A 23,418-nucleotide genomic window follows, 5' to 3' on the forward strand; every position below is an offset into this window, starting at 1 on the left:
GGATGAGCACGCAGGCACAGCAGTCAGGCAGCACGGCGACGCGGATGACGATCGCCAAGGCCCTCAACGCCGGGATGCGGGCCGCGATGGAGCGCGACCCGAAGGTCGTCCTCATGGGCGAGGACGTCGGCAAGCTCGGCGGCGTCTTCCGGATCACCGAGGGGCTGCAGAAGGACTTCGGCGAGGACCGGGTCATCGACACCCCGCTCGCCGAGGCCGGGATCATGGGTGCGGCCGTGGGGCTCGCGCTGCGCGGCTACCGGCCCGTGGTGGAGATCCAGTTCGACGGCTTCGTCTACCCCGCCTTCGACCAGATCGTCAGCCAGGTCGCCAAGATGCACAACCGCAGCCAGGGCGCGCTCAAGGTGCCGATGGTCATCCGCATCCCCTACGGCGGAGGCATCGGGGCGGTCGAGCACCACAGCGAGTCCAACGAGTCCTACTTCGCGCACACCGCCGGGCTGCGGGTCGTGACCTGCTCGAGCACCGAGGACGCCTACTGGATGATGCAGCAGGCGATCGCCAGCGACGACCCGGTCGTCTTCTACGAGCCCAAGCGGCGCTACCACGAGCGCGGCGTCCTGGACCTCGGCGAGGGCGGGGTCGCCGGCGCCTCCCTCGACGACGCGCCGCACGCGCTGGACGAGGGCGTGGTCCGGGTCGAGGGCAGCGACGTCACGATCCTCACCTACGGCCCCATGGTCAAGGTCGCGCACGCCGCGGCCCAGGCCGCCGAGCTGGAGGACGGCCCCTCGATCGAGGTCGTCGACCTGCGCTCGCTGTCCCCGCTGGACGCCGAGCTCATCGAGGAGTCGGTGAAGAAGACCGGCCGGTGCATCGCGCTGTCCGAGGCGCAGACCTTCGCCAGCATCACCTCCGAGATCGCGGCGCACGTGCAGGAGCACTGCTTCTACCACCTCGAGGCGCCGGTCCTGCGGGTCGGCGGCTACAACATCCCCTACCCGCCGAGCCGGCACGAGGAGGTCTTCCTCCCCGACCTGGACCGTGTGCTGCACGCGGTCGACACCCTGCTCGCATACTGACGGCTCACGCCAAGGAGAGGCGATCCTCGTGCCAGAGTTCAAGCTCCCCGACCCCGGCGAAGGTCTCGTCGAGGCCACCATCGTCCAGTGGAAGGTCGCGGTCGGCGACACCGTGAAGACCAACGACATCGTCGTGGAGGTCGAGACCGCGAAGTCGCTCGTCGAGCTGCCGATCCCGTATGACGGGACCGTCACCGAGCTGCTCGCGGCCGAGGGCGACGAGGTCGAGGTCGGCACCCCCATCGTCGTCGTCGACGACGGGAGCGGCGCGAAAGGGACCGGCGGCGCGAGGACTCAGTCCGGCACCGACGTCGAGGACGTCACCGACGAGGAGACCGCGGCCTCCGACGACCTCGTCCCGAGCCCGCCCGAGGGTGGGGACAGCACGCCCGAGGACGACGGGTCCGGCGGCAGCAAGCGCGAGGCGATGCTCGTCGGCTACGGCGCGATCGAGGGGTCCACCTCGCGGCGCAAGCGGCGCCGCGGTGCCTCGGGCGCGGAGGCCGAGGCCGCCGCCACCCCGAAGCGCAAGGCCAAGGCCTCCCCGCCGGTCCGCAAGTACGCCAAGGACCGTGGCGTCGACATCGACGAGGTCACGGCCGCCGGACCGACGGGCATCGTCCGCCGCTCCGACATCGACGCCCACCTCGACGGGAGCGCCCCGTCCACGCCGGACGTCCAGGACGTCCCCTCCTCCACCCCGGCGGACGTCGAGAGCGGCGCCGTCTCCGCACCGGGCGTCCAGAGTGGCGGCGGCGCGGCATACCAGCGACCCTCCTTCGACCGGACCGGCGAGCGGGAGGAGCGGGTCGACGTCAAGGGCGTGCGCAAGATGACCGCTCAGGCGATGGTCGGGTCGGCCTTCAGCGCGCCGCACGTGACCGAGTTCATCACCGTCGATGTCACCCGCACGATGGAGCTCATCGACCGGCTCAAGGCCGACCGCTCCTTCCGTGACCTGCGGATCAACCCGCTGCTCGTGCTCGCCAAGGCCATGACCGTCGCGGTCCGCCGCAACCCGGGCGTCAACGCGGTCTGGGACGAGGACGCCCAGCAGATCGTGCAGCGCCACTACGTCAACCTCGGGATCGCGGCGGCGACCCCGCGCGGACTGGTCGTGCCCAACATCAAGGACGCCGACCTCATGGACCTGCGGCAGCTCGCCGAGGCCATGACCGACCTCGTCGCGACGGCCAAGGCCGGGCGCACCCAGCCCGCCGACATGTCCGGCGGGACGATCACCATCACCAACGTCGGGGTCTTCGGCGTCGACACCGGCACCCCGATCATCAACCCCGGCGAGTCCGCGATCGTCTGCTTCGGCGCGGTCCGGCGTATGCCCTGGGTCGTCGGCACCGGGGAGCAGGAGCGGATCGAGCCGCGCTGGGTGACCCAGCTGGCGGTGAGTTTCGACCACCGGCTCATCGACGGCGAGCTGGGCTCGATGTTCCTCGCCGACCTGGCCGCCCTGCTCGAGGACCCGGCCCGGGCGCTGGCCTGGGCCTGACGGCTCTGACTCAGCCGAGGCTTCCGGCCCGTCCGGCGGCCTCTGCAGGAGGAACGGGACGTAGCCCGCAACCGACGAAGTCGTCGTCGGTGGTGACGATCTCCTCGAAGCCCGCGAGCAGGGCGGTGGCGGCGTGCACGGCGTCCCGCCCGCGCAACGGCGTCGTGATGACCAGCTGCAGGGCACGCTCGAGCACGGTGGCGTCCACGGGGTGCAGGACCAGGGCATCCATCATGGCCCGGGTCTGCGCGACGGCACCCTCGCGGTCTCCCCGCCGCAGGCGATGGAAGAGGAACTCCTGGACGGCTTCGGCGCTGGCGTGCAACTGTGTGCGCTGCGCTGCCGAAGCCTGGAGGAAGGACCGGCACGCCTCGCGCTGCGGGTGGGGGGAGCCGACGGCATACGCGAAGACTGCGGTGTCGACGAAGAGGGGCGTCACGGGACCTCGGTGAGCGGGTCGGCCTCCAGGAGCGCTCGGGTGTCCTCCCACGTGTCCGAACCGTTCTCGTCGGGGGTGAAACCCAGGAACCGGTCGAGGCCCGCCTGCCGGACCGCCACGTCGGGGTCGAGGTAGACGTCGATCGCGTTGCGGATCACGGCGGCGACACTACGGCCGCTGCGCTCGGCCTCGCCGGCCACCGCGGCATAGCGCTGCTGGTCGAGCAACAGTTGGAGTCGACGCTCCATGACGGACATACACATACATTAGCATGTGTATGCCATCAGGCATCACTACTGCTGCGAGCCTCGACGACGACGAGCACGGCCACCACGGCGGCGCCGAGCAGGGCCAGGAGGGTCGGCCCGAGCACCGGGTCGTAGGGCGCCACGAGCGTTCCCGGTCCGTGGGCGTCGCCCGCGGACTGCTGCCAGGGCCAGAGCGCCCGCAGCGAGCCGACCATGAGCCCGGCCATGACGAGCAGCGTGCTGCGCCGGTGGTGCTCCAGCAGCCAGGTCAGCAGCTGCACGAAGGAGGCGAGGCCGGTGACGGCACCGAGCGCGAAGACGGCGAGGTAGCCCAGGTCGCGCGAGTCCACCGCGTCGAGGGTCGCGGTGTAGAGCCCGACGGCCAGCAGGAAGAACGACCCGGAGACGCCCGGCACCACCAGCGCGCAGATGGCGACGGCGGCCGCACCGAAGACGACGATCAGCGGGGGGTCGGCGACCGCGTGCCCACCGGCGAAGCCGATGAGCGTCCAGGCGATCACCGCGGCGCCCACGACGAGCACGACCTCGAGCCACGCCGGCCGGCGGCGCTCGGGCAGCATCCGCAGCGGCACGAGCACGCTCATCGCGACCATCCCCAGGAAGAGCCCGCGCGCGTGCTCGGGGGCGTTGGTGACGAAGCTGCTCATCACCCCCGCCATGGTGAGCACGGCCAGACCCATCCCGGCCAGGACGGGCACGAGCAGCCACCAGTCGGTGCGTCGCAGCTCGGTCACCGCACCCGGGACGCGACCGCGCTCGCCGCCCACCACCAGGGCTTTCGCCGCGTTGACCACGTGCGAGGCGGAGCCGATGAGCTGCTCGTAGAGCCCGGTCACGAGCGCGACCGTCCCGCCGGAGACCCCGGGGATGAGCTCGGCCATGCCGATGAGGAAGCCCCGGAGCATGTCGAGAGGGAGCAGCAGGCGGCTGCGCGTGGGCGTCACGGTCGCGGCGTCGGTCACGGCTGGAAGCCTACGTGCCGGTGCTGGCAGCTCTCTGCACACCTACGATCGACGTATGCCCGCCCGCCCGCGCCTCAAGGACCGCCTGCTCACGATCCTCACCACGCTGGCGGCGGTCGTGATCTTCGTGGCCGGGATCTCCCGCGGCAACACCCGGGTGGCCGTCCTCGGCGCCCTCTTCTTCCTCGGCTACGGGGTGCTGCACGCCGTGACCCGGCGGCTTGAGCCGGCGGCGCGGCTGCTCACCGGCAGCGAGGCGGACCGGGCCGAGGCGATGGCGCAGTTCCGGGCGACCCGGCTGGCGGGTCAGGGGGCGCTGCTCATCGCCCTGGTCGGCGTCGTCCTGGAGTTCACGCTGCAGTGGCCACCAGGGCTGTGGGTCGCGGGGACGGCGCTCGCGGTGCTGGCGATCTTCGTCGGCGGGCTGTGGTGGTTCAGCCGCAGCCTGCGGGCGCGCTGAGGGTCAGCGGGTCAGCGTCAGCGCGTCGAGCACCCGGCGCGCGAGGTCCTCGTCGCCGTGCGCGTGGTAGGCCGTGTCGGCCGTCGGGGTGCGCCCGGCGGTCCGCCGGGCCAGGGCGTGGGTCGACAGCGCGATCGTCGTCGTCGACTCGGCGCCCGGGTCGGTGACCGGCACGTCGTCCTCCTCCTCGGCGGCCGAGTGGCCGGTGAAGAGCTCGTGCGCGACCGGCTCCCCGGACTCGTCGACGTCGATCCGCACACCGCCGCGCCCGGTCACCGGACCCGTGCTCTCGACGATGACGACCGTCCCGGGCTCGGGGGAGACCCGGCGCAGCACCACGGCGGGCACCGAGTCGAGCACCATCGCCGTCCACTGCGCTGCACCGGCGCCGTCCAGCGACCCCGGCCGATCGACGGCCGCCCGGATGTCCTGCTCGTGGCTCCAGATGTCGCACAGCCGCAGCCGCACCAGGTCGACGAAGCGGGCCTCCTGCTCCCGGATCGAGCGCACCGTCGACTCCAGCTCCAGGTCCGGGGCGTACAGGTCGGCGGTGCGGATCTCGACGAGCGAGCGGAGCTCGGCGAGCAGCTGCTCCGGCGTGAGCCCGGCGCGCGAGCGGACCCCCTGCTCCATCCAGAGCCCGAGGTCGTTGCGCACGTGCTCGGGGGTGCCGACCTCGATCGTCTCCTCGACGACGGGGTGCTCGGAACCGGAGAGGTAGTCCTCGACGTGCACGACGTGCGCCACGTGGTCGCGGACGGTCCAGCCGGGGCAGTCGGTGGGCAGCTCCCACTCGGCCTCGCGCAGGCCGTCGCAGACGTTGACCAGGGACAGCAGCACCTGGCGGTAGGCCTCGGCGAAGCCGGGCACGTCGGCGGGCGGGGCGGGGTGGACGACCATGGGGCCAGCGTAACGAGGACGCCTAAAATGGGAGGTATGACCGTTCCCCCCGCCGCGAGCGCCCCGACGCTGCGGTGGACCGTCCCCGCCACGACGATCCTCACCGCGCTCGTCGTCGCGGTCCCGGCGGCGGCGCTCAGCGGTGCGGCCGCCCCCCTCGTCCTGGGCGACGCCGGCCCGTTCGTGCGCTGGGGCATGGTCCTCATCGAGACGGTGCACCACCTCGCCGCCGCGCTGACCATCGGCCTGCTCGTCGTCGCGGCCTTCCTCGTCCGCGAGGGGCGCGGCACCGACCGGCGCCGCAGCGCCGCCCGGGTCGCCGCGCTGTCGGCGGTGCTCTGGGCCGCGAGCGCCGCGGCGATCCTCGTCGTCGGCTTCGGCGACCTGGCGGGCATACCCCCGAGCACGCCGGGCTACCTGTCCGACCTCATGGCCAACCTGTGGGGCCTGGAGCTCATGCGGCTGCGGCTGATCGAGCTGGTGCTCGTCGCGGCTATCGTCCCGCTGGCGGCGGTCGCGCGGACCCGGGGCGCCCTCGCCTGGTCCGCCGCCCTCGCGCTCCTGAGCCTCGTCCCGCTGGCCTACGGCGGTCACGCGAGCGGCACGGACGGGCACGAGACCGCCGTCACCGCGCTGCTGCTCCACCTGGGCGGCATGACGGTCTGGGTCGGCGGCCTCATGGCGCTGGGACTGCTCCTGCCGGTCGTGGGCTCGGCGCTGCCGGACACGCTGCGGCGCTACTCCACCCTGGCGACCTGGTCCTACGTCTCCATCGCCCTCTCCGGCCTGCTCTTCGCCCTGCTCACCGCGGACGACCTCGGCGACCTGACCAGCGCCTACTGGATCCTCATCTGGGCCAAGGTGCTGCTGCTGGGCGCCCTGGGCGTCTTCGGGCTGGTGCAGCGCCGGGCCATCATCGCCCGCGGCGCCGACCGGCCCTGGCTCTTCGCCGCGCTCGCCGCCGGCGAGCTCGCCGTCATGGGGGCCGCCGTCGCCCTCGGCACGGTCCTGTCCCGCACCCCGCCACCCGTGGTCGAGTCCGCCGCGGACCTGGACACCCCGGTCTACGCCCTCACCGGCTACCCCATGCCCCCGCCGCTGGCCCCAGGCCGCTTCCTCGACACCTGGCAGGTCAACTGGCTGTTCCTGCTGGTGGCCCTGCTCGCCGTCGGGCTGTATGCCGCGGGCTGCGTCCGGCTGTGGCGTCGCGGCGACCGCTGGCCGTGGTGGCGGCTGCTCGTCTGGGTGCTCGGCTGGGCGGTCTTCGCCTACGTCACCAACGGCGCCCCCGGGGTCTACGGGCGGGTGATGTTCTCCCAGCACATGGTCATGCACATGGCGCTGATGATGGCGGTGCCGATCTTCCTCGTGCCGGCGCAGGCCATCACGCTGGCCTACCGCGCCCTGCCCTCCCGGCCGGACCGCACCCTCGGCCCGCGCGAGCTGCTCACCGCCGTGGTCCACTCGCGCTGGGCCGCCTTCTTCGCCAACCCCCTGGTGGCCGGGATCGTCTTCTTCGGCAGCCTCATCGCCTTCTACTGGACCGGGCTGTTCGAGCTGGCCCTGACCACGCATACCGGCCACGTGCTCATGGTGCTGCACTTCACCCTCGCCGGCTTCGCCTTCGTCTGGGCCCTCGTGGGCCAGGACCCCGGGCCGGAGCGGTGGGCCCCGCCGCTGCGGATCATGGTGCTGCTCGGCACCCTCGCCGCGCACGCCTTCTTCGGCCTGGCGATCATGCAGGGCACCTGGCTGCTGGCGCCGGGCTTCTTCAAGACGATCGCGGTGCCCTGGGTGCCCGACCTGCTCGCCGACCAGCAGCTCGGCGGCGCGATCGCCTGGGGGGTCGGGGAGCTCCCCACGGTGGTGCTCATCCTCATGGTCATGGTGGACTGGATGCGCCGCGACGAGCGCGAGACCCGGCGGTCGGACCGCCAGGCCGAGCGCGACGACGACGCCGAGCTCGCGGCCTACAACGCCCGGCTGCAGCAGCTGGCGGAGAGGAGCCGCAGGTGAGGATCGCCATCATCCAGCTTGGGTATGCCGAGGGTGCCGACGAGAGCGTCGACGCACGCGCGCAACGGGTCGCCGACCTCGTGCGCTCGGCCGGGGCCGGGCACGACCTCGTGCTGCTGCCCGAGCTGTGGAGCGCCGGCGGCTTCGCCTCCTCGGAGTGGGAGGAGCGCAGCCAGGACCTCTCCGTGCTGGACCAGGGCGAGCTGCCTCCGGCCCTGGTGCCCGTGGCCGAGGCGACCCGCGAGATCGGCGCGGTCGTGCATACCGGGTCCGTGGTCGAGCGCACCGCCGGACCGGGCGAGGAGGGGCGCCACCTGTGGAACACCTCGGTCGTGCTGGACCCCCAGGGCCGTCCGTGCGCGACCTACCGCAAGATCCACCGCTTCGGCTTCGGCGGCGGCGAGCCCAAGCTCATGGAGGCCGGCGGCGAGATCGTCGTGACCGACCTGCCCGCTCCCGCCGACGGGCTGCGGGTCGGGCTGTCGACCTGCTACGACCTGCGCTTCCCCGAGCTCTACCGCCTCCAGCTGGACCGCGGCGCCCAGGTCTTCGTCATCCCCTCCGCCTGGCCGATGGCGCGGGTCGAGCACTGGCGGCTGCTGCTGCGGGCGAGGGCGGTCGAGGACCAGTGCTTCGTCGTCGCGTGCAACACCGCCGGCACCCACGCGGGGGTCGAGATGGGCGGGCACAGCGCGGTCGTCGACCCGGGCGGGACGGTCCTCGCCGAGGCCGGCGCCGGGGAGGAGACGCTGTCGGTGGAGATCGAGGACGACGCCGTCGCGCGGACCCGCGAGGGCTTCCCCGTGCTCGCCGACCGGCGATTGTGAGGCCCGCCCCGTTAGGGTGGCCCCAAGTACGTCGAAAGGATCACCCATGGGTATGGGCTTCGGAATCTTCCTGCTCGCCGCGGGAGCCATCCTCACGTGGGCGGTGGGCGACCAGACCAGCGTCATCGACCTCCCGACCGTCGGCTACATCCTCATGGCGGCGGGGGTCCTGTCGATCCTCCTCGGCCTGGTGATGAACACCCAGCGCAACAACACCACGCACCGCGAGATCATCGAGCGCGACAGCCGTGGGGAGACCCGCTACCGCGATCGCGACGGCTACTGAGCGCCGCCGACCGCTTCGCCCGGGCCCGGGCGCAGGTCTATGCCTGGCTCCCGCGGCCGGTCCGGCGGATCGTGCCGGAGACGGCCATCGGCTTCGCCGCCATCAGCAGCTTCACGTATGCCCTCGACCTGACCCTGCTCGCCGTCCTCTTCGACGTCCTGCGCTGGCCCTACCCGCTCGCGGTGACCACCGGCTACGTCGTCGCCTTCGGGCTGGCCTTCGTGCTCAACCGCTGGCTCAACTTCCAGAGCCACGGACCGGTCGGCCGGCAGACGGGGCGCTACGTCGTCACCGTCCTCGCCAACTACCTGCTCTTCATCCTCGCGCTGTCCACGACCCTGGAGTGGCTGGGCGTGCACTTCCTCGCGGCGCGGCTGATCGCCGGGGCCTGCGAAGCGGTCTTCATGTACCTCATGATGCGCAGCTTCGTCTTCCGGCTGAAGCGCTACGCCTGAGTCACTGCCCTCTGCCGGCTCAGAGCGTCCGGCGCATGACGAGCCGGGGCAGCTTGCTCGCGACCGCGTCGGTCTCGCCGACGACCTCGAAGCCCACCTGCTCGAACATCGCCCGGGTGCCGACGAAGGCCATCGTCGTGTCCATCCGCCCGGGCGGGTCCACCGGGTAGGCCTCGACCGCGGGCGCGCCGTGGGACGCGGCATACCCCACGGCACCCTCGAGGAGGCGCGCGGTGTGCCCCTGCCTGCGGTGCCCGCCGCGGACGACCACGCAGACGATGCTCCACACGTCGACGTCGTCGAGCGGGCGGATCTTGCGGGAGTGCACGAGCGCGGGGATGTCGGCACGCGGGCCGATGTTGCACCACCCCACGGGTATGCCGTCGGCATAGGTGACGACGCCCGGCGGCAGGTCGCGCTCGCACAGGGCGCGCATCACCCGCTCCCGGGCGTCCTCGCCGTCGCCGCCCAGCTCGCGGACGTCGGCGGTGCGCAGCCGGTGCGGGACGCACCAGCAGTGGGTCGCGCGACGGTGGGGGTTGGTGACGTCGGCGAAGTCCTCGAACCGGTCCGGCGTCACCGGGTGCGTCTCGACCTCCATCGCCCCAGTGAAGCACCGGGCGGGGGCGGTCGTCTCAGAACGCGGCCTCCGGGAGGTCCATCACGGACGCCACCTGACCGTCGTCCGCCGCGGTGATCGTGCGTCGGTCGGCGCCCAGGCGCGGCAGCACCTCGGTGGCGAAGAAGCGGGCGGCCGCGACCTTGCCCTGCAGGTAGGCACGGCCGTCGTCGTCGGCGGCGCTCACCCCGCTGACCCCGCGCTCCCCGGAGTCGAGCAGCCGCTTGGCCACCTCCGCCTCGCGCAGCAGCAGCCACCCGATGAGCAGGTCACCGGTCGCGAGCAGGAACCTGGTGGTGGACAGGCCGACGGCATACACCGCCTCTGGGCGGGTCTGGCTCTCGACCGCCTTGGCGGTGAGGAACTCCACCATGCCGTTGATCTCGCCGAGGCCTCGCAGCACCGCACCGCGGACGTCGTCGAGCCCGTCGTCCACCTGCCCGGACGCGGTCTGCTGCACCTGCGCGGCGACGTGGCCCAGCGCCTGCCCGCGGTCGCGCAGGATCTTGCGGAAGAAGAAGTCCTGGCCCTGGATCGCGGTGGTGCCCTCGTAGAGGCTGTCGATCTTGGCGTCGCGGACGTACTGCTCGATGGGGTAGTCCTGCAGGAAGCCCGAGCCGCCCAGGGTCTGCAGCGACTCGGTGCCGAGCAGCGTGAAGGCGCGCTCGCTGCCGCAGCCCTTGACCAGCGGCAGCAGCAGGTCGTTGACCTTGGCGGCCAGGGCGACGTCGGGGCCGTCGCCGGTGTCGGGGTCGATGCCCCGGTCCTGCGCGGCGTGCACCTGGTCCTGGACGCTCGCGGTGTAGAGCATGAGCGCCCGCAGGCCCTCGGCATACGCCTTCTGGAGGAGGAGCGATCGGCGCACGTCGGGGTGCGCGGTGATCGTCACCCGGGGTGCGTTCTTGTCCGCCATCTGGGTGAGGTCGGCGCCCTGGACCCGGTCCTTGGCGTAACCGAGCGCCGCCTGGTAGCCGGCCGAGAGGGCGGCGATCGCCTTGGTGCCGACGAGCATCCGGGCATACTCGATGACCCGGAACATCTGCGCGATGCCGTCGTGGACCTCGCCCAGCAGCCAGCCGACGGCGGGGCGCGCGTCGTCCTCGCCGAGCGCGACCTCGCACGTGGTGGACACCTTGAGGCCCATCTTGTGCTCGATCGCGGTGATCTCGACGCCGTTCTCCTCGCCGAGCTCGCCGGTCTCGAGGTCGGTGACGTGGCGCTGGGGGACGATGAAGAGGGACAGGCCCTTGGTGCCCGGGCCGGCGCCCTCGGGGCGGGCGAGGACGAAGTGGACGACGTTGTCGTAGAACGGGGCGATGCCGCTGGTGATGAAGCGCTTGGTGCCGGTGAGGTGCCAGCTGCCGTCGCCCGCCTTGACCGCCTTGGTGCGGCCCGCGCCGACGTCGCTGCCGGCGTCGGGCTCGGTGAGCATCATCGTCGCGCCCCAGGCGTGGTCGACCATGAGCTGGGCGAGCTGCTGCTGCTCGGGGGTGCCGAGGCGGAAGAGGACGTTGGAGAAGGTGTAGCCGGCGGCGAACATCTTCACCGCCGGGTTGGCACCGAGGACGAGCTCGGACAGGGCCCAGGTGAGGCTCGGGGGAGCGGGGGTGCCGCCCAGGCCCTCCTCGATCTCCAGGCGCCACCACTCGTTGTCGACCCAGGTCTGGTAGCTGCGGACGAAGCTCTCCGGCATGCTCACCGTGCCAGCGGCCCGGTCGAGCACGGGCGGGGTGCGGTCGGACTCGGTGTAGGACTCGGCGAGCGGGCCTTCGGCGAGCTCGGCGACCGCGTGCAGCGCCTCCCGCGCGGTCTCGACGTCGACCTCCTCGTAGGGGGCCTTTCCCAGGACCTCCTGGCGGCCCAGGACGTCGAGCAGGACGAACTCCGCGTCCCGGACGTTGCTGCGGTAGTGGCCCACGCTGGCTCTCCTCAAGTATGCGGTACTAGCAGTACGCTGTAACTGCCGCCAGTCTATACCGCCCTCGAACCCCCCACCCCGACCCTTCCGCCGTCCCCTCCCCGACCGGCCGCGCACTTTGCTCGGACCGGCCGCGCACTTTGGCTCGACTGGCCGCGCACTTTGCGTCGACCGACCGCGCACTTTGCATCCTGGACTGCAAACCGTGCGGTCGGTGCGCGCAAACCGTGCGGCCGGTGCGCGCAAACCGTGCGGTCGGTCAGGAGAGGGTGGAGAGCTGCTCGGCGACGGCGCGCTCGATGCAGGTGGCGGTGTCGTTCCACGACGCGCTGGCGCCGTAGGTCGCCGAGAGGTCGACGACGCGCAGCCCGGTGAGCCGCGCCGCGGGGGCGTCCTCGCGCACGACGCCGGCGACGACGACGACGGGTATGCCGTCCGGCTCGGCCTCGTCGACGACACCGCCGACGACCTTGCCGTTGAACGACTCGGCGTCCAGGGCGCCCTCGCCGGTGACGACGGCGTCGGCACGGGAGATCGCCTCGGCCAGCCCGACCTGCTCGGCGACGAGCCGCAGCCCGGGCACCAGAGACCCGCCGAGCACGAGCACGCCACCCCCGAGCCCGCCGGCCGCGCCCGCCCCGGCGGTGGCCGAGACGTCGACGCCGAACTCCTCGAGGTAAATGCCCTGCAGCTCGAAGAGCCGCCCGGTGAGCTCGACGACCTGGTCGCCGCTGGCCCCCTTCTGCGGGCCGAAGACCTGCGCCGCCTCGACGAAGGCGGTCTGCACGTCGCACGCGGCAAGCAGCTCGACACCGCGCTCCGCAGGGGTCCGCCCGTCGAGCCCGGCACGCGCGGCCTCCACCGCGCCCAGCCCGCCGTCGCTCATCGCCGAGCCCCCGAGCCCGACGACCACCCGCGTGGCCCCGTCCCGCACGGCCTGCGCGATGAGCTCCCCGGTGCCGGCGCTGGTCGCGCCGACCGGGTCGTTGCCCTCCTTGCCCCCGGCCAGCACCAGCCCGCTCGCGGAGGCCGACTCGATGACGGCCACGCCGTCGTCCCCGAGCCGCCACTGCGCCTCGACCGGCGTCCCGAGCGGCCCGGTCACGGTGCTCGTCCGGTTGGCGCCGCCGAAGGCGTCGAGCATCCCCTCACCGCCGTCGGCCATGGGCATACCGATGACGTCCCAGCCCGCGCCCTCCGCCCCGGCGCGCGCCGCCTCGACCACCTCGGGCGCGGTCAGGGACCCGCGGAACTTGTCCGGCGCGATCAGCACGAGCGGGCGGGCGGGGGTGTCGGCGGCGGTGCTCACAGACCTGACCCTAGGGCAAGGATTGGCGCGGTCGCGCACGCATGCACGATGATGACGGCATGACGACGTCAAGGAAGACTCGCCCGCTCCTCGCGGCCCTCGCCGCGACCGCGCTGCTCGCGGGCTGCAACGCCGGGGCCGGCACCAGCACGGACGACGGCTCGCAGGAGCCGGGCGACTCCGCCGGTGCGGAGGACGGCGGCGAGGACACCGCGGCCGCCCCCGAGCCCGGCGGCTCGGACGAGACGGTGCGCGTCGGCCTGGTCGCCGAACCCGCCAGCCTGGACTTCACGACCACCGACGGCGCGGCGATCCCGCAGCTGCTCCTGGACAACGTCTACGAGACGCTCGTGACCGTCGACGTCGAGACCGGCGAGATCGTGCCCGCGCTCGCCACCGAGTGGGAGGTGAGCGAGGACCGGACGACCTACACCTTCACGCTCGAGGACGGCGTCACCTTCTCCGACGGCAGCGAGTTCACCGCCGAGGACGCCGCCTTCTCCCTCGACCGGGTCTCCTCCGACGCCTGGACGATCAGCCTGAAGTCGCAGCTCGACGTCGTCGAGTCGGTCGAGGCGGTCGACGACACGACGCTGGAGGTCACGCTCTCGCGCCCCTCCAACTCCTTCCTGTATGCCCTCACCACCCGGGTCGGCGCGATGTTCGACACCGAGGCGGTCGACAACCTCGCCGAGCAGGCGATCGGCACCGGCCCCTACACCTTCGAGAACTGGGACCGCGGCTCGCAGATCACCCTCGAGCGCAACCCCGACTACCACGGCGACGCGCCCTACTTCCAGACCGTGGAGATGCGCTACTTCGACGACGCCAACGCGCTCAACAACGCGATGCTCACCGACGCCATCGACGTCGTGTCCACCGTGCAGGCGCCGGAGTCGCTGGCCGAGTTCGAGGGCGGCGACTTCCAGATCGTCGAGGGCACGACCAACGGCGAGGTCGTGCTGTCGATGAACCAGCAGGAGGGCAACCCGCTGGCCGACCCGGACCTGCGCGAGGCCGTCCGCTACGCCATCGACCACCAGAGCCTCATGGACACCTGCTGGGCCGGCCGCGGCGAGCTCATCGGCTCGATGGTCCCGCCCACCGACCCCTGGTACGAGGACCGCACCGGCGACTACCCCTTCGACCCGGAGGAGGCGCAGCGGCTCATCTCCGAGGCCGGCGCCGAGGGCACCGAGCTGCGCCTGCGCATACCCTCCCTGCCGTATGCCGTCTCCTGCGGCACCGTCGTCGAGTCCATGCTCGAGGACGCCGGGCTGCAGGTGACGATCGACGAGCTGGAGTTCCCCGCGGCCTGGCTGGAGACGGTCTTCACCAACAAGGACTTCGACATGTCGATAGTGGCGCACGTCGAGCCGCGCGACATGGCCAACGTCTTCGGGAGCCCGGACTACTACACGACCTACGGCACCGAGGAGATCCAGACGCTCTTCGAGGAGGCCGACACCGGCACCGAGGAGGAGCAGGTCGCCAAGCTGCAGGAGGCCGCAGCCGTCATCAGCGAGGACGCCGCCGCGGACTTCCTCTTCCTGCTGCCCAACCTCATGGTCGCCGACCCGGACATCACCGGGCTGCCGACCAACGCGATCAAGGAGTCCTTCGACCTCGGCGACCTCGCCCGCGGCTGACGGCGCACCCAGGTCCGGGTATGCCTGTCGGCACGTCCGCGGGCCGGCCACCCTCTAGGGTGCTGAGCCATGCTCCTGCGTCTGCTGCACCGCGCGATGGTCTTCGTGCTCAGCGTGCTTGCGGCGTCGGTGCTGGTCTTCGCCTTCATGCGGGTCCTGCCGGGCGACCCGGCCCGTGTCGCGCTGGGCATCAACGCCTCGGACGAGGCGGTCGCGCGGCTGCGTGAGCAGTTCGGGCTGGACCGGCCGGTGGTGGTGCAGTACCTCGACTGGATGCGCGGCCTGGTCACCCTCGACCCGGGCATCGAGTTCATCTCCAAGGCCGCCATCGGCCCGCAGATCGCCGACCGGCTGCAGGTCACCCTCATCCTCGTCGTCACCTCGATGCTCCTCGCCGTGGTCGTCGCCGTGCCCGTCGGTATCTGGATGGCGGTGCGGCACCGGCACGTCGACGGCCTGGTGATGTCGGCGCTGTCCCAGGTAGGGGTCGCGATCCCCGCCTTCCTCGCCGGCATCGTGCTCATCTCGGTCTTCGCCGTCCGGCTGCGCTGGGTGCCCAGCGGCGGCTGGGTCGTGCCGGCGCAGGACCCGCTCGGCTTCCTGCGCGCCCTCGCGCTGCCGGCCATCTCCCTCGCCATGGTGCAGGCCGCGGTGCTCGCACGGTATGTCCGCTCCGCCGTCCTCGACGTGCTGCGGGAGGACTACCTGCGCACCGCCCGGGCCAAGGGGCTGCGCCCGGTGCAGGCGCTGTGGCGACACGGGCTGCGCAACGCCGCGGTGCCGGTGGTCACCGTGCTCGGCCTGCAGCTCGCGACCCTGCTCATCGGCGCGGTCGTCATCGAGCAGGTCTTCGTCATCCCGGGCCTGGGGTCGCTGCTGCTGGACTCGGTCGCCGACCGCGAGCTCCTGACCGTGCAGACCGTCGTCATGGTCCTCGTGGTGGCCACGCTGCTCATCAACTTCCTCGTCGACGCGCTCTACCTCGTCATCGACCCACGGCTGCGGACGGGGTCGCGATGAGCGAGATCCAGGGCGCGGCCGCGCAGGGGCTCGAGGGGCAGGCCCCTGCCGGCGGCTCGGGCGGGCGCCGGCTCAACCCCTCGCTGCTCCTCGGCGGGGGTCTCGTCGCCGTGGTCGTCGTGCTCGCGCTCGTCTCCTACGTCTGGACGCCGTACGCGCCGATGCGGGTCCTCCCGGTCGAGGCCTACCAGACGCCCAACGCCGAGCACTGGCTCGGCACCGACCGCTACCGCCGCGACGTCTTCACCCAGATCCTCGTCGGGGCACGCACGACCCTGTATGTCGGTTTCGTCGCCGTCGGCGTCGCGGCGCTCGTCGGGGTGCCGCTCGGGATCCTCGCGGCCATGTCGCCCGGCTGGCTCGGCCAGCTCGTGATGCGCTCCAACGACGTGCTGCTGGCCTTTCCCGCGCTGCTGCTGGCGATCATGTTCGCCGCGCTCTACGGCGGTTCGACGCGGGTGGCGATGATCGCCATCGGCATCGCGACGATCCCGGCCTTCGCCCGCATCACCCGCTCCGGCGCGCTCGGGGTGATGAAGACCGAGTACGTCGTCGCCGCCCGGGCCGCGGGTCGCTCGCCGCTGGGGATCGCGGTGCGCCACGTCATACCCAACGTGGCGGGGCTCGTCATCGTGCAGGCGTCGGTGTCCTTCGCCATCGCGATCCTCGCCGAGGCGGCGCTGGCCTACCTCGGCCTGGGCACGCCGACCGGCCAGGCGAGCTGGGGGCGGATGCTCTACGAGGCGCAGACGACGTTGCGCACGGCGCCGCACCTGGCGCTCATCCCGGGCGCGGCGATCGCGCTGTCGGTGCTCGGCTTCAACCTCTTTGGCGACGGGCTGCGGGACTGGCTGGACCCGAAGCTGGAGGGCCGGTGAGCGTCCCAGGGCAGCTGCCGCGCGCTCGGACCTCGTTGCGCGCGGGAGTGACGCGTCGTCATACTGCTGGTATGACGATGCTGACCACCATCAAGGTGCCGGCTCAGGTGCGGGACCGGCTCAAGGCCCAGGCCGGCGAGGCGGGCATAACGCTGGGCCAGTACCTCGCGGACCTGGCTGCCCGGGGCGAGCGGGAGGAGCGCTTCCGACGGCTCAAGTCGCAGATCGCCGCCACCCGTCCCGCGGACCGTGCGTCCTGGGAGCAGGAGACGTCCGCGTGGGAGCGTGCCGAGCTCGGTGACGCGGCGAGGCATGACTGATCCCGGAGCGGTGCTCGCGCCGGGCCAGGTGTGCTGGGCCTGGCTCGATCCCGCCGTCGGTCGGGAGCAGGGAGGACGGCGGCCCGTCGTCGTCGTGAGCGGGAGCGACTACCTCGACGTCGTGGACAGCCTGGTGGTGGTCGTGCCAGTCACGGGCGTCGACCGCGGCTGGGACAACCATGTCGCGGTCTCGGCTGCTGGGGTGTCCGGGTGGGCGATGACCGAACAGCCACGGACGCTGTCGCGCCACCGTCTCGACGGGGTGGTCGGACCGGTGGAGGCGGAGGCCCTCGTCGCGATCCGGGCCTGGCTCGCCGATTTCCTGGAGCTGGCGGTCCGATGAGCGCCCCTGCACCGGAGTTCGACCGTGGGAAACGTCGCCATGGCGACGATTCGAGAGGTCGAAAAGGGGGTATGCCCGGCGACCGCACCGTGCTGGCCGTGGACGGGCTCGACGTGGGGACGCGGCATACCCCGCTGCTGCACGACGTCTCCTTCTCCATCGAGCGGGGCGAGCGGGTCGGGCTCATCGGGGAGTCGGGGTCCGGCAAGTCGCTCACCGCGCTCGCGGTCATGGGCCTGCTCGGGGAGGGGCTGCGCGCCAGCGGCGACGTGCGGCTGTCCGGGCGCACGCCGGCGACCCGCAACCTGCTCGACATCGGTGAGCGGGAGATGGCCGGGCTGCGCGGCGACGCGATGTCGATGGTCTTCCAGGAGCCGATGACGGCGCTCAACCCGACGATGCGGGTGGGGGCGCAGGTGGCCGAGGTCATGCGGATCCACGGCACCCGTGGCAAGGGCGCGGCCCGCGAGCGCGTGGTCGAGCTGCTCGACCAGGTGGGGCTGCCGGACCCGGCGCACCTGGCCCGGTCCTACCCGCACGAGCTCTCCGGCGGCCAGCGGCAGCGGGTCGTGCTCGCGATCGCCCTGGCCAACGACCCGGCCCTGCTCATCTGCGACGAGCCGACGACGGCGCTCGATGTCACGGTGCAGGCGACGGTGCTCGACCTCGTGGTCCGCGGGGTCGAGGAGCGGGACGCCGCGATGCTCTTCATCACCCACGACCTCGCCGTCGTCGCGACGGTGTGCGAGCGGGTGCTCGTCATGTACGGCGGGCGCATCGTCGAGGCCGGGCCGGTCGGCGAGGTCTTCGGCGACCCGCGGCACCGCTACACGCAGGGGCTCATCGGGGCCTCCGACCTGGCGGGCGCGGAAGGGCGTCGGGCGCGGGCCACGCTGCCGACGATCCCCGGCACCGTGCCGGCGGCAGGGCGCTTCCCCGACGGCTGCGTCTTCCGCAGCCGCTGCGACCACGCGACCGACCTGTGCGAGGCGCTGCCGCCGTGGACGCCGCGCGGCGAGCACGCGGCCGGGGACCGGGCATACGGCTTCGCCTGCCACCACCCCGCGGGCGAGAGCACCGCCGAGAAGGAGGGGAGCCGTGGTTGACTCCGAGACCCCCGCCGTCGAGCTCCGCGGGGTGTGCCGTGACTTCCGCCGCCCGCGCACGTCGCTGCGCGAGGCGCCCCCGGTCGTCCGCGCGGTGCGCGACGTCACCCTGACCATCGGGCAGGGCGAGCGCTTCGGGATCGTCGGCGAGTCCGGGTCGGGCAAGTCGACGCTGCTGCGGCTGATCTGCGGGCTGGACCGGCCGACGTCGGGAGAGGTGCTGGTCGAGGGGCGCCCGGTCGGCGACCAGCCGGCCCGGCGCCTCGGGTGGCTGCGGGAGAAGCTGCAGCTGGTCTTCCAGGACCCCATGAGCAGCCTCGACCCCCGGATGCGGGTGCGCGACATCGTCGCCGAGCCGCTGGTGGCGCAGGGCATCGGCGGCGACCGCGGGCAGCGGGTGCGCGAGCTGCTGGAGCGGGTCGGGCTCGACCCGGAGGCGGCGGACCGCTACCCGCACCAGTTCTCCGGCGGGCAGCGGCAGCGGATCTCCGTCGCCCGCGCGCTCGCGCCGGACCCGGACATCCTCGTCGCCGACGAGCCGGTGTCGGCACTGGACGTGTCGGTCCGCGCCCAGGTGCTCAACCTCGTCGACGAGGTGGTCGACGGGCTGGACCTCACGCTCGTCTTCGTCAGCCACGACCTGTCCGTGGTGCGCCACGTGTGCGACCGGGTCGCGGTGATGCAGGACGGGCAGGTCGTCGAGGTGGGGGAGACCGAGCAGCTCTTCGCCGAGCCGCAGCACGCATACACCCGGTCGTTGCTGGCCGCCATCCCCGACCTGCACGCGGCGCTGGACGGCCGCACCGCGCAGGACCTCGCGCGCGGCGCCTCGCGCGACTGACCCGGGAGTGCGGTCACCAAGCTGCAACCTCCATCGCCCTACAGCGTGATGGAGGTTGCAGGAAGGTGACCGCACTCCGGGGTGGGGCGGGGTCGGCTGCGCCCCTGTCGGTATGCCGGGCTAGGGTCGGTCTCGCTTCGAGGCTCGAGGACGAGAGGGGAGCAAGGGTGCGGATCGGCATACCGCGGCAGGCGCGGGAGACCCAGGCGATCGTCGCCGCCACGCCCAGCACGGTGGCCACGCTGCGCAAGCGGGGGCACACGGTGCTGGTCGAGAAGGGCGCGGGGGAGCGGGCGTCCTACCCCGACGTGGCCTACCGCGACGCGGGCGCCACCCTCGTCGACCCGGGCGGGCTCACCGAGGTCGACCTGCTGGCCGCCGTGGACCCGCCGACCCCGGCCGAGGTCGCGGCCCTGCCGCCCGGCATCACGATCGCCTCGCTGCTGGCCCCCGCCCGCTCGCCCGACCTCCTCCGGGCGCTCGCCGACCAGGGCGTGACGGCCCTCGCCATGGACGCCGTGCCGCGCATCTCCCGCGCGCAGAGCCTCGATGTGCTCAGCTCGATGGCCAATCTCTCCGGCTACCGCGCGGTCATCGAGGCGGCGCACGACTACGGCGGCATGCTCGCCGGCCAGGTCACCGCGGCCGGCACCACGCCGCCGGCCACCGTCTTCGTCGTCGGCGCCGGGGTCGCCGGGCTGGCCGCGATCGGTGCGGCGCAGTCGCTCGGGGCGCAGGTGCGCGCCTTCGACGTGCGGCCGGAGGTCGCCGAGCAGGTCGAGTCGATGGGCGCGACCTTCGTCCGGCTGGACGTCGACACCAGCAGCGGCCGCAGCGACGGGTATGCCGGCGAGCTCACCGAGGACGCCGAGCGCGCCACCTCCGAGCTCTACGCCCAGGAGGCCATCACCGCGGACATCGTCATCACCACCGCGCTCATCCCGGGCCGCCCAGCCCCGCGCCTCATCGACGCCGGGACCGTCGCCGCGATGCGCCCCGGGTCGGTCGTCGTCGACCTCGCGGCGGCCAACGGCGGCAACGTCGAGGGCACCCGGGCCGACGAGCGGGTCGTCACCGACTCCGGGGTCGTGCTGCTGGGCTGGACCGACCTCGCGGGGAGGATGCCGGCCCAGGCCAGCCAGCTCTACGGCACCAACATGGTCAACCTCGTCGGACTGCTCTCCGGGGAGCCGGAGGACGACAGCGCCGGCGGCCCCCCGCTCGTGCTCGACCTGGACGACCAGGTGCTGCGCGCGATGACCGTGGCCCACGACGGCGAGGTCCTCTGGCCGCCGCCGCAGGTCTCGGTGAGCGCCGCCCCGACGCCCGCCGCGGCGGTGACGCCCGAGGTCGACCCGGCGCACGGGCATACCGAGGCGCGCCCACCGGACCCGCGCCGTCGGCGAGCGGTGCTCCTCGCCCTCGCGGTGCTGGCGGCCCTCGGCGCCGCCTTCGCGCCGGACGAGCTGCGCATGCACCTCACCGTCTTCGCGCTCGCCGTGATCGCGGGCTACTACGTCATCTCGCACGTCACCCACGCCCTGCACACGCCGCTCATGTCCGTGACCAACGCGATCAGCGGCATCATCTGCGTCGGCGCGATCCTGCAGGTCGGCAGCGAAAGCACCTGGGTCACCGCGCTCGCGCTGATCGGCATCACCGTGGCCTCGATCAACATCTTCGGCGGCTTCACCGTCACGCACCGGATGCTCGGGATGTTCCGGAGGGCGGAGTCGTGACGCTCACCTCGGCGGTCGACGCCGCCTACCTCGTCGCCGCGCTGCTCTTCCTCGGCGCCCTCGCCGGGCTGTCCCGGCACGAGTCGGCGCGCCGCGGCAACCTGCTCGGTATCACCGGCATGACGCTCGCGCTGGTCGCGACGGTGGCGCTCGCGGTGAGCACCGCGCAGCGCGGGGCGCTCACCACCCTCCTGCTCATCGCGGCGGCGATGTCGCTGGGAGCGGTCATCGGCACCTGGCGGGCGCGTCGCGTCGAGATGACCGGTATGCCCGAGCTCGTCGCGATCCTGCACAGCTTCGTGGGCGTCGCGGCGGTGCTCGTGGGCGTCAACACCTTCCTCGGCGAGGGGTATGCCGGTGCCGCCGGCGTCAGCCAGCGCATCGAGATCGCGGCCGGGGTCTTCATCGGCGCGGTCACCTTCACCGGGTCGGTCGTGGCCTGGGCCAAGCTCTCGGCCCGGATGAAGAGCTCCCCGCTCATGCTGCCGCGGCGCCACCTGCTCAACCTGCTCGTCGTGCTGGCGAGCCTGGCGGTGTCGGTGTGGTTCGTCGTGGCCTCGAGCCTGCTGCCGCTGCTCCTGCTCACCGCCCTGGCGCTGCTGCTCGGCGCGCACCTCGTCGCCTCCATCGGTGGCGGGGACATGCCGGTCGTCGTCTCGATGCTCAACTCCTACAGCGGCTGGGCGGCGGCGGCCGCGGGCTTCATGCTCGGAAACGACCTGCTCATCATCACCGGGGCGCTGGTCGGCAGCTCGGGCGCGATCCTGTCCTACATCATGTGCAAGGCCATGAACCGCTCCTTCGTCTCGGTCATCGCCGGGGGCTTCGGCGCCGACCCGGTGGGGCCGGCGGGGGACGGCGAGGACCAGGGGACCCACCGCGAGGTCAGCGCGGAGGGTGTCGCCGAGCTGCTGCGGCGGGCCCGGTCGGTCGTCATCACCCCCGGCTACGGCATGGCGGTCGCGCACGCCCAGCACCCGGTCGCCCGGCTGGTCGAGCGCCTCGGCGAGCTCGGCGTGGACGTCCGCTTCGGCATACACCCCGTCGCCGGGCGGCTCCCGGGTCACATGAACGTCCTGCTGGCCGAGGCCCGCGTGCCCTACGACATCGTGCTCGGCATGGACGAGATCAACGACGACCTCGCCTCGACCGACGTCGTCCTCGTCATCGGCGCCAACGACACGGTCAACCCGGCGGCCATCGAGCAGCCGGGCAGCCCCATCGCGGGGATGCCGGTGCTCGAGGTGTGGAACGCCTCCGACGTCGTGGTCTTCAAGCGCTCGATGGCCACCGGCTACGCCGGCGTGCAGAACCCGCTCTTCTTCCGCGACAACACGCAGATGATCTTCGGCGACGCCAAGGACAAGGTGGAGGAGATCCTCACCGCGCTGGCAGGCTGAGGCGTATGCACCCCGCCGCCGGACCCACCAACTCCCTGCTTGACGTCGCCGGGCTGGCGGTGGGCCACCACCAGCGGGTCGGCGGCGGCTTCCTCACCGGCACCACGGTCGTGCTGTGCCCGCCCGAGGGCGCGGTGGGCGGCGCGGACGTGCGCGGCGGGGCGCCGGGCACCCGGGAGACGGACCTGCTCGACCCCCGCAACCTCGTCGAGCGGGTCCACGCGGTGGTCCTGTCCGGAGGGTCGGCCTTCGGCCTGGCCGCGGCTGACGGCGTCATGCGCGAGCTGTATGCCCGTGCCCGCGGCTTCCCCATGGGCGGCCCCGGCGAGGTCGTCCCCATCGTGCCGGCGGCGGTGTGCTTCGACCTCGGGCGGGGCGGCGACTTCGGCGCCTTCCCGGACGCCTCCTTCGGCAGCGAGGCGCTGGCCGCCGCCGAGGCGGACGAGCACGGCCACGGGCCGGCCCAGGGCAACGTCGGGGCGGGCACCGGCACCCAGGTCGGAGGGCTGCGCGGCGGCCTCGGTACCGCGAGCCTCGCCCTGCCCGACGGCTCGACGGTCGCGGCGCTCGTCGTCGTCAACGCCGTCGGGTCCGCGGTCGACCTCGGCACCGGCGAGCTGTGGGGCGCCCGCCAGCTGCTCGACGACGACCTGCGGGGCATACCCGGCTGGTCGGAGGGTCGGCGACCCGCCCGCCCCGACCCGGCGGAGCTGGAGGCGGCGCTGACCGCCGCCCAGGAGGCCAACGCGACGAGCAGCGTCCCGCGCTCGCCGGCGACGACGATCGGCGTGGTCGCCACCGACGCGTCCCTCACGCCCGCGCAGTGCTCGCGGCTGGCGACGAGCGGGCACGACGGCATGGCGCGGGCGGTCAACCCGATCCACACGATGTTCGACGGCGACGCGCTCTTCGGGCTGTCCACGGCCACGCGGCCCGAGCCGGACGCCGCCGGTCTCCACGCCCTGCTGCACGGCGCGGGGGAGGTGGTGACCCGCGCGATGGTCCGCGGGCTGCTCGCCGCCAAGACCGTCACCACCTCGGCCGGCACCTGGCGCGGCTACCGCGACGCCTTCCCCAGCGCGGCCGGCTGAGCGTCGGGCGGCACGCGCCGT

At 72.9% G+C, this 23,418-nt stretch carries 24 protein-coding genes; 17 read left to right on the forward strand and 7 right to left on the reverse strand.

Annotated features, from left to right (window positions below):
* Nucleotides 1-2 precede the first annotated feature (2 nt).
* Both SGUI_RS12515 and SGUI_RS12520 read left to right on the forward strand, forming a co-directional pair.
* Nucleotides 3-1,043: an alpha-ketoacid dehydrogenase subunit beta gene (locus tag SGUI_RS12515; RefSeq protein WP_066640806.1), complete on the forward strand. Its 1,041-nt coding sequence runs from the start codon at nt 3-5 to the stop codon at nt 1,041-1,043.
* Nucleotides 1,044-1,071: 28 nt separating this feature from the next.
* Nucleotides 1,072-2,550 carry a dihydrolipoamide acetyltransferase family protein gene (locus SGUI_RS12520; protein ID WP_083190677.1) on the forward strand — a complete coding sequence of 493 codons (1,479 nt, stop codon included), beginning with the start codon at nt 1,072-1,074 and terminating at the stop codon, nt 2,548-2,550.
* A 10-nt stretch (nt 2,551-2,560) separates the two neighbouring features.
* Here the strand turns inward: SGUI_RS12520 and SGUI_RS12525 are convergent, their stop codons facing one another.
* From SGUI_RS12525 to SGUI_RS12535, 3 genes are read right to left on the reverse strand one after another with little or no spacing between them, the layout of a single operon-like run.
* Nucleotides 2,561-2,989, reverse strand: coding sequence for a type II toxin-antitoxin system VapC family toxin (locus tag SGUI_RS12525; RefSeq protein WP_066640808.1), 429 nt, complete (start codon nt 2,987-2,989; stop codon nt 2,561-2,563).
* Nucleotides 2,986-3,246 carry a hypothetical protein gene (locus tag SGUI_RS12530; RefSeq protein ID WP_157621840.1) on the reverse strand — a complete coding sequence of 87 codons (261 nt, stop codon included), beginning with the start codon at nt 3,244-3,246 and terminating at the stop codon, nt 2,986-2,988. Before SGUI_RS12530 ends, SGUI_RS12525 begins: the two co-directional genes overlap by 4 nt.
* 26 nt (nt 3,247-3,272) lie before the next feature.
* The gene (locus SGUI_RS12535) at nt 3,273-4,220 is read right to left on the reverse strand and encodes a DUF368 domain-containing protein (RefSeq protein ID WP_066640813.1); all 948 of its coding nucleotides are present in this window, start codon (nt 4,218-4,220) and stop codon (nt 3,273-3,275) included.
* 55 nt (nt 4,221-4,275) lie between these two features.
* Here SGUI_RS12535 and SGUI_RS12540 point away from each other — a divergent pair, with 55 nt between their 5' ends.
* Complete coding sequence (locus SGUI_RS12540; RefSeq protein WP_066640815.1) at nt 4,276-4,680, forward strand: hypothetical protein; 405 nt, start codon at nt 4,276-4,278, stop codon at nt 4,678-4,680.
* A gap of 3 nt (nt 4,681-4,683) precedes the next feature.
* Here SGUI_RS12540 and SGUI_RS12545 read toward each other — a convergent pair whose 3' ends face one another.
* Nucleotides 4,684-5,580, reverse strand: coding sequence for a maleylpyruvate isomerase family mycothiol-dependent enzyme (locus tag SGUI_RS12545; RefSeq protein WP_066640817.1), 897 nt, complete (start codon nt 5,578-5,580; stop codon nt 4,684-4,686).
* 36 nt (nt 5,581-5,616) lie between these two features.
* Between SGUI_RS12545 and SGUI_RS18280 the strand changes: the two genes are divergently transcribed.
* The 4 genes from SGUI_RS18280 to SGUI_RS12565 all read left to right on the forward strand — a co-directional run bounded on the left by SGUI_RS18280 (nt 5,617) and on the right by SGUI_RS12565 (nt 9,164).
* The gene (locus SGUI_RS18280) at nt 5,617-7,596 is read left to right on the forward strand and encodes a bifunctional copper resistance protein CopD/cytochrome c oxidase assembly protein (RefSeq protein WP_083190678.1); all 1,980 of its coding nucleotides are present in this window, start codon (nt 5,617-5,619) and stop codon (nt 7,594-7,596) included.
* Nucleotides 7,593-8,423: a carbon-nitrogen family hydrolase gene (locus tag SGUI_RS12555; protein WP_066640819.1), complete on the forward strand. Its 831-nt coding sequence runs from the start codon at nt 7,593-7,595 to the stop codon at nt 8,421-8,423. Before SGUI_RS18280 ends, SGUI_RS12555 begins: the two co-directional genes overlap by 4 nt.
* Nucleotides 8,424-8,475: 52 nt before the next feature.
* Entirely contained in the window at nt 8,476-8,709 is a 234-nt protein-coding gene (locus SGUI_RS12560) for a DUF6458 family protein (RefSeq protein ID WP_237141354.1), read from the forward strand.
* A gap of 71 nt (nt 8,710-8,780) precedes the next feature.
* Nucleotides 8,781-9,164 (forward strand): GtrA family protein, encoded by a 384-nt coding sequence (locus SGUI_RS12565; RefSeq protein WP_237141355.1) that lies wholly within the window; start codon nt 8,781-8,783, stop codon nt 9,162-9,164.
* A gap of 19 nt (nt 9,165-9,183) precedes the next feature.
* Here SGUI_RS12565 and SGUI_RS12570 read toward each other — a convergent pair whose 3' ends face one another.
* The 3 genes from SGUI_RS12570 to SGUI_RS12580 all read right to left on the reverse strand — a co-directional run bounded on the left by SGUI_RS12570 (nt 9,184) and on the right by SGUI_RS12580 (nt 13,010).
* Complete coding sequence (locus tag SGUI_RS12570) at nt 9,184-9,765, reverse strand: GNAT family N-acetyltransferase (RefSeq protein WP_066640825.1); 582 nt, start codon at nt 9,763-9,765, stop codon at nt 9,184-9,186.
* Between the two features lie 34 nt (nt 9,766-9,799).
* The gene (locus SGUI_RS12575; protein ID WP_066640828.1) at nt 9,800-11,701 is read right to left on the reverse strand and encodes an acyl-CoA dehydrogenase; all 1,902 of its coding nucleotides are present in this window, start codon (nt 11,699-11,701) and stop codon (nt 9,800-9,802) included.
* A gap of 259 nt (nt 11,702-11,960) precedes the next feature.
* Entirely contained in the window at nt 11,961-13,010 is a 1,050-nt protein-coding gene (locus SGUI_RS12580; protein WP_066640829.1) for a glycerate kinase, read from the reverse strand.
* A 59-nt stretch (nt 13,011-13,069) separates the two neighbouring features.
* Here SGUI_RS12580 and SGUI_RS12585 point away from each other — a divergent pair, with 59 nt between their 5' ends.
* The 10 genes from SGUI_RS12585 to SGUI_RS12630 all read left to right on the forward strand — a co-directional run bounded on the left by SGUI_RS12585 (nt 13,070) and on the right by SGUI_RS12630 (nt 23,397).
* On the forward strand, nt 13,070-14,659 hold the full coding sequence (locus SGUI_RS12585) for an ABC transporter substrate-binding protein (RefSeq protein ID WP_066640830.1): 1,590 nt from the start codon (nt 13,070-13,072) through the stop codon (nt 14,657-14,659).
* A 69-nt stretch (nt 14,660-14,728) separates the two neighbouring features.
* The gene (locus tag SGUI_RS12590) at nt 14,729-15,679 is read left to right on the forward strand and encodes an ABC transporter permease (RefSeq protein WP_066640831.1); all 951 of its coding nucleotides are present in this window, start codon (nt 14,729-14,731) and stop codon (nt 15,677-15,679) included.
* Nucleotides 15,676-16,557, forward strand: a complete 882-nt coding sequence (locus tag SGUI_RS12595) for an ABC transporter permease (protein ID WP_191090906.1) — start codon at nt 15,676-15,678, stop codon at nt 16,555-16,557. The genes SGUI_RS12590 and SGUI_RS12595 overlap by 4 nt, the downstream gene beginning before the upstream one ends.
* A gap of 71 nt (nt 16,558-16,628) precedes the next feature.
* Nucleotides 16,629-16,877: a hypothetical protein gene (locus tag SGUI_RS12600; RefSeq protein ID WP_066640833.1), complete on the forward strand. Its 249-nt coding sequence runs from the start codon at nt 16,629-16,631 to the stop codon at nt 16,875-16,877.
* Complete coding sequence (locus tag SGUI_RS12605; RefSeq protein ID WP_066640835.1) at nt 16,870-17,220, forward strand: type II toxin-antitoxin system PemK/MazF family toxin; 351 nt, start codon at nt 16,870-16,872, stop codon at nt 17,218-17,220. The genes SGUI_RS12600 and SGUI_RS12605 overlap by 8 nt, the downstream gene beginning before the upstream one ends.
* A gap of 71 nt (nt 17,221-17,291) precedes the next feature.
* Nucleotides 17,292-18,326 carry an ABC transporter ATP-binding protein gene (locus SGUI_RS18355; protein WP_066640837.1) on the forward strand — a complete coding sequence of 345 codons (1,035 nt, stop codon included), beginning with the start codon at nt 17,292-17,294 and terminating at the stop codon, nt 18,324-18,326.
* On the forward strand, nt 18,319-19,167 hold the full coding sequence (locus tag SGUI_RS18360; RefSeq protein ID WP_066640840.1) for an ATP-binding cassette domain-containing protein: 849 nt from the start codon (nt 18,319-18,321) through the stop codon (nt 19,165-19,167). The genes SGUI_RS18355 and SGUI_RS18360 overlap by 8 nt, the downstream gene beginning before the upstream one ends.
* A 167-nt stretch (nt 19,168-19,334) precedes the next feature.
* Nucleotides 19,335-20,906 carry a Re/Si-specific NAD(P)(+) transhydrogenase subunit alpha gene (locus tag SGUI_RS12620; RefSeq protein WP_066640845.1) on the forward strand — a complete coding sequence of 524 codons (1,572 nt, stop codon included), beginning with the start codon at nt 19,335-19,337 and terminating at the stop codon, nt 20,904-20,906.
* Nucleotides 20,903-22,306, forward strand: coding sequence for a Re/Si-specific NAD(P)(+) transhydrogenase subunit beta (gene pntB / locus SGUI_RS12625; RefSeq protein ID WP_066640848.1), 1,404 nt, complete (start codon nt 20,903-20,905; stop codon nt 22,304-22,306). The genes SGUI_RS12620 and pntB overlap by 4 nt, the downstream gene beginning before the upstream one ends.
* Nucleotides 22,307-22,311: 5 nt before the next feature.
* On the forward strand, nt 22,312-23,397 hold the full coding sequence (locus SGUI_RS12630) for a P1 family peptidase (protein WP_066640850.1): 1,086 nt from the start codon (nt 22,312-22,314) through the stop codon (nt 23,395-23,397).
* Nucleotides 23,398-23,418: the final 21 nt, after the last annotated feature.

The organism is Serinicoccus hydrothermalis (assembly GCF_001685415.1).
GTDB lineage: Bacteria > Actinomycetota > Actinomycetes > Actinomycetales > Dermatophilaceae > Ornithinicoccus > Ornithinicoccus hydrothermalis.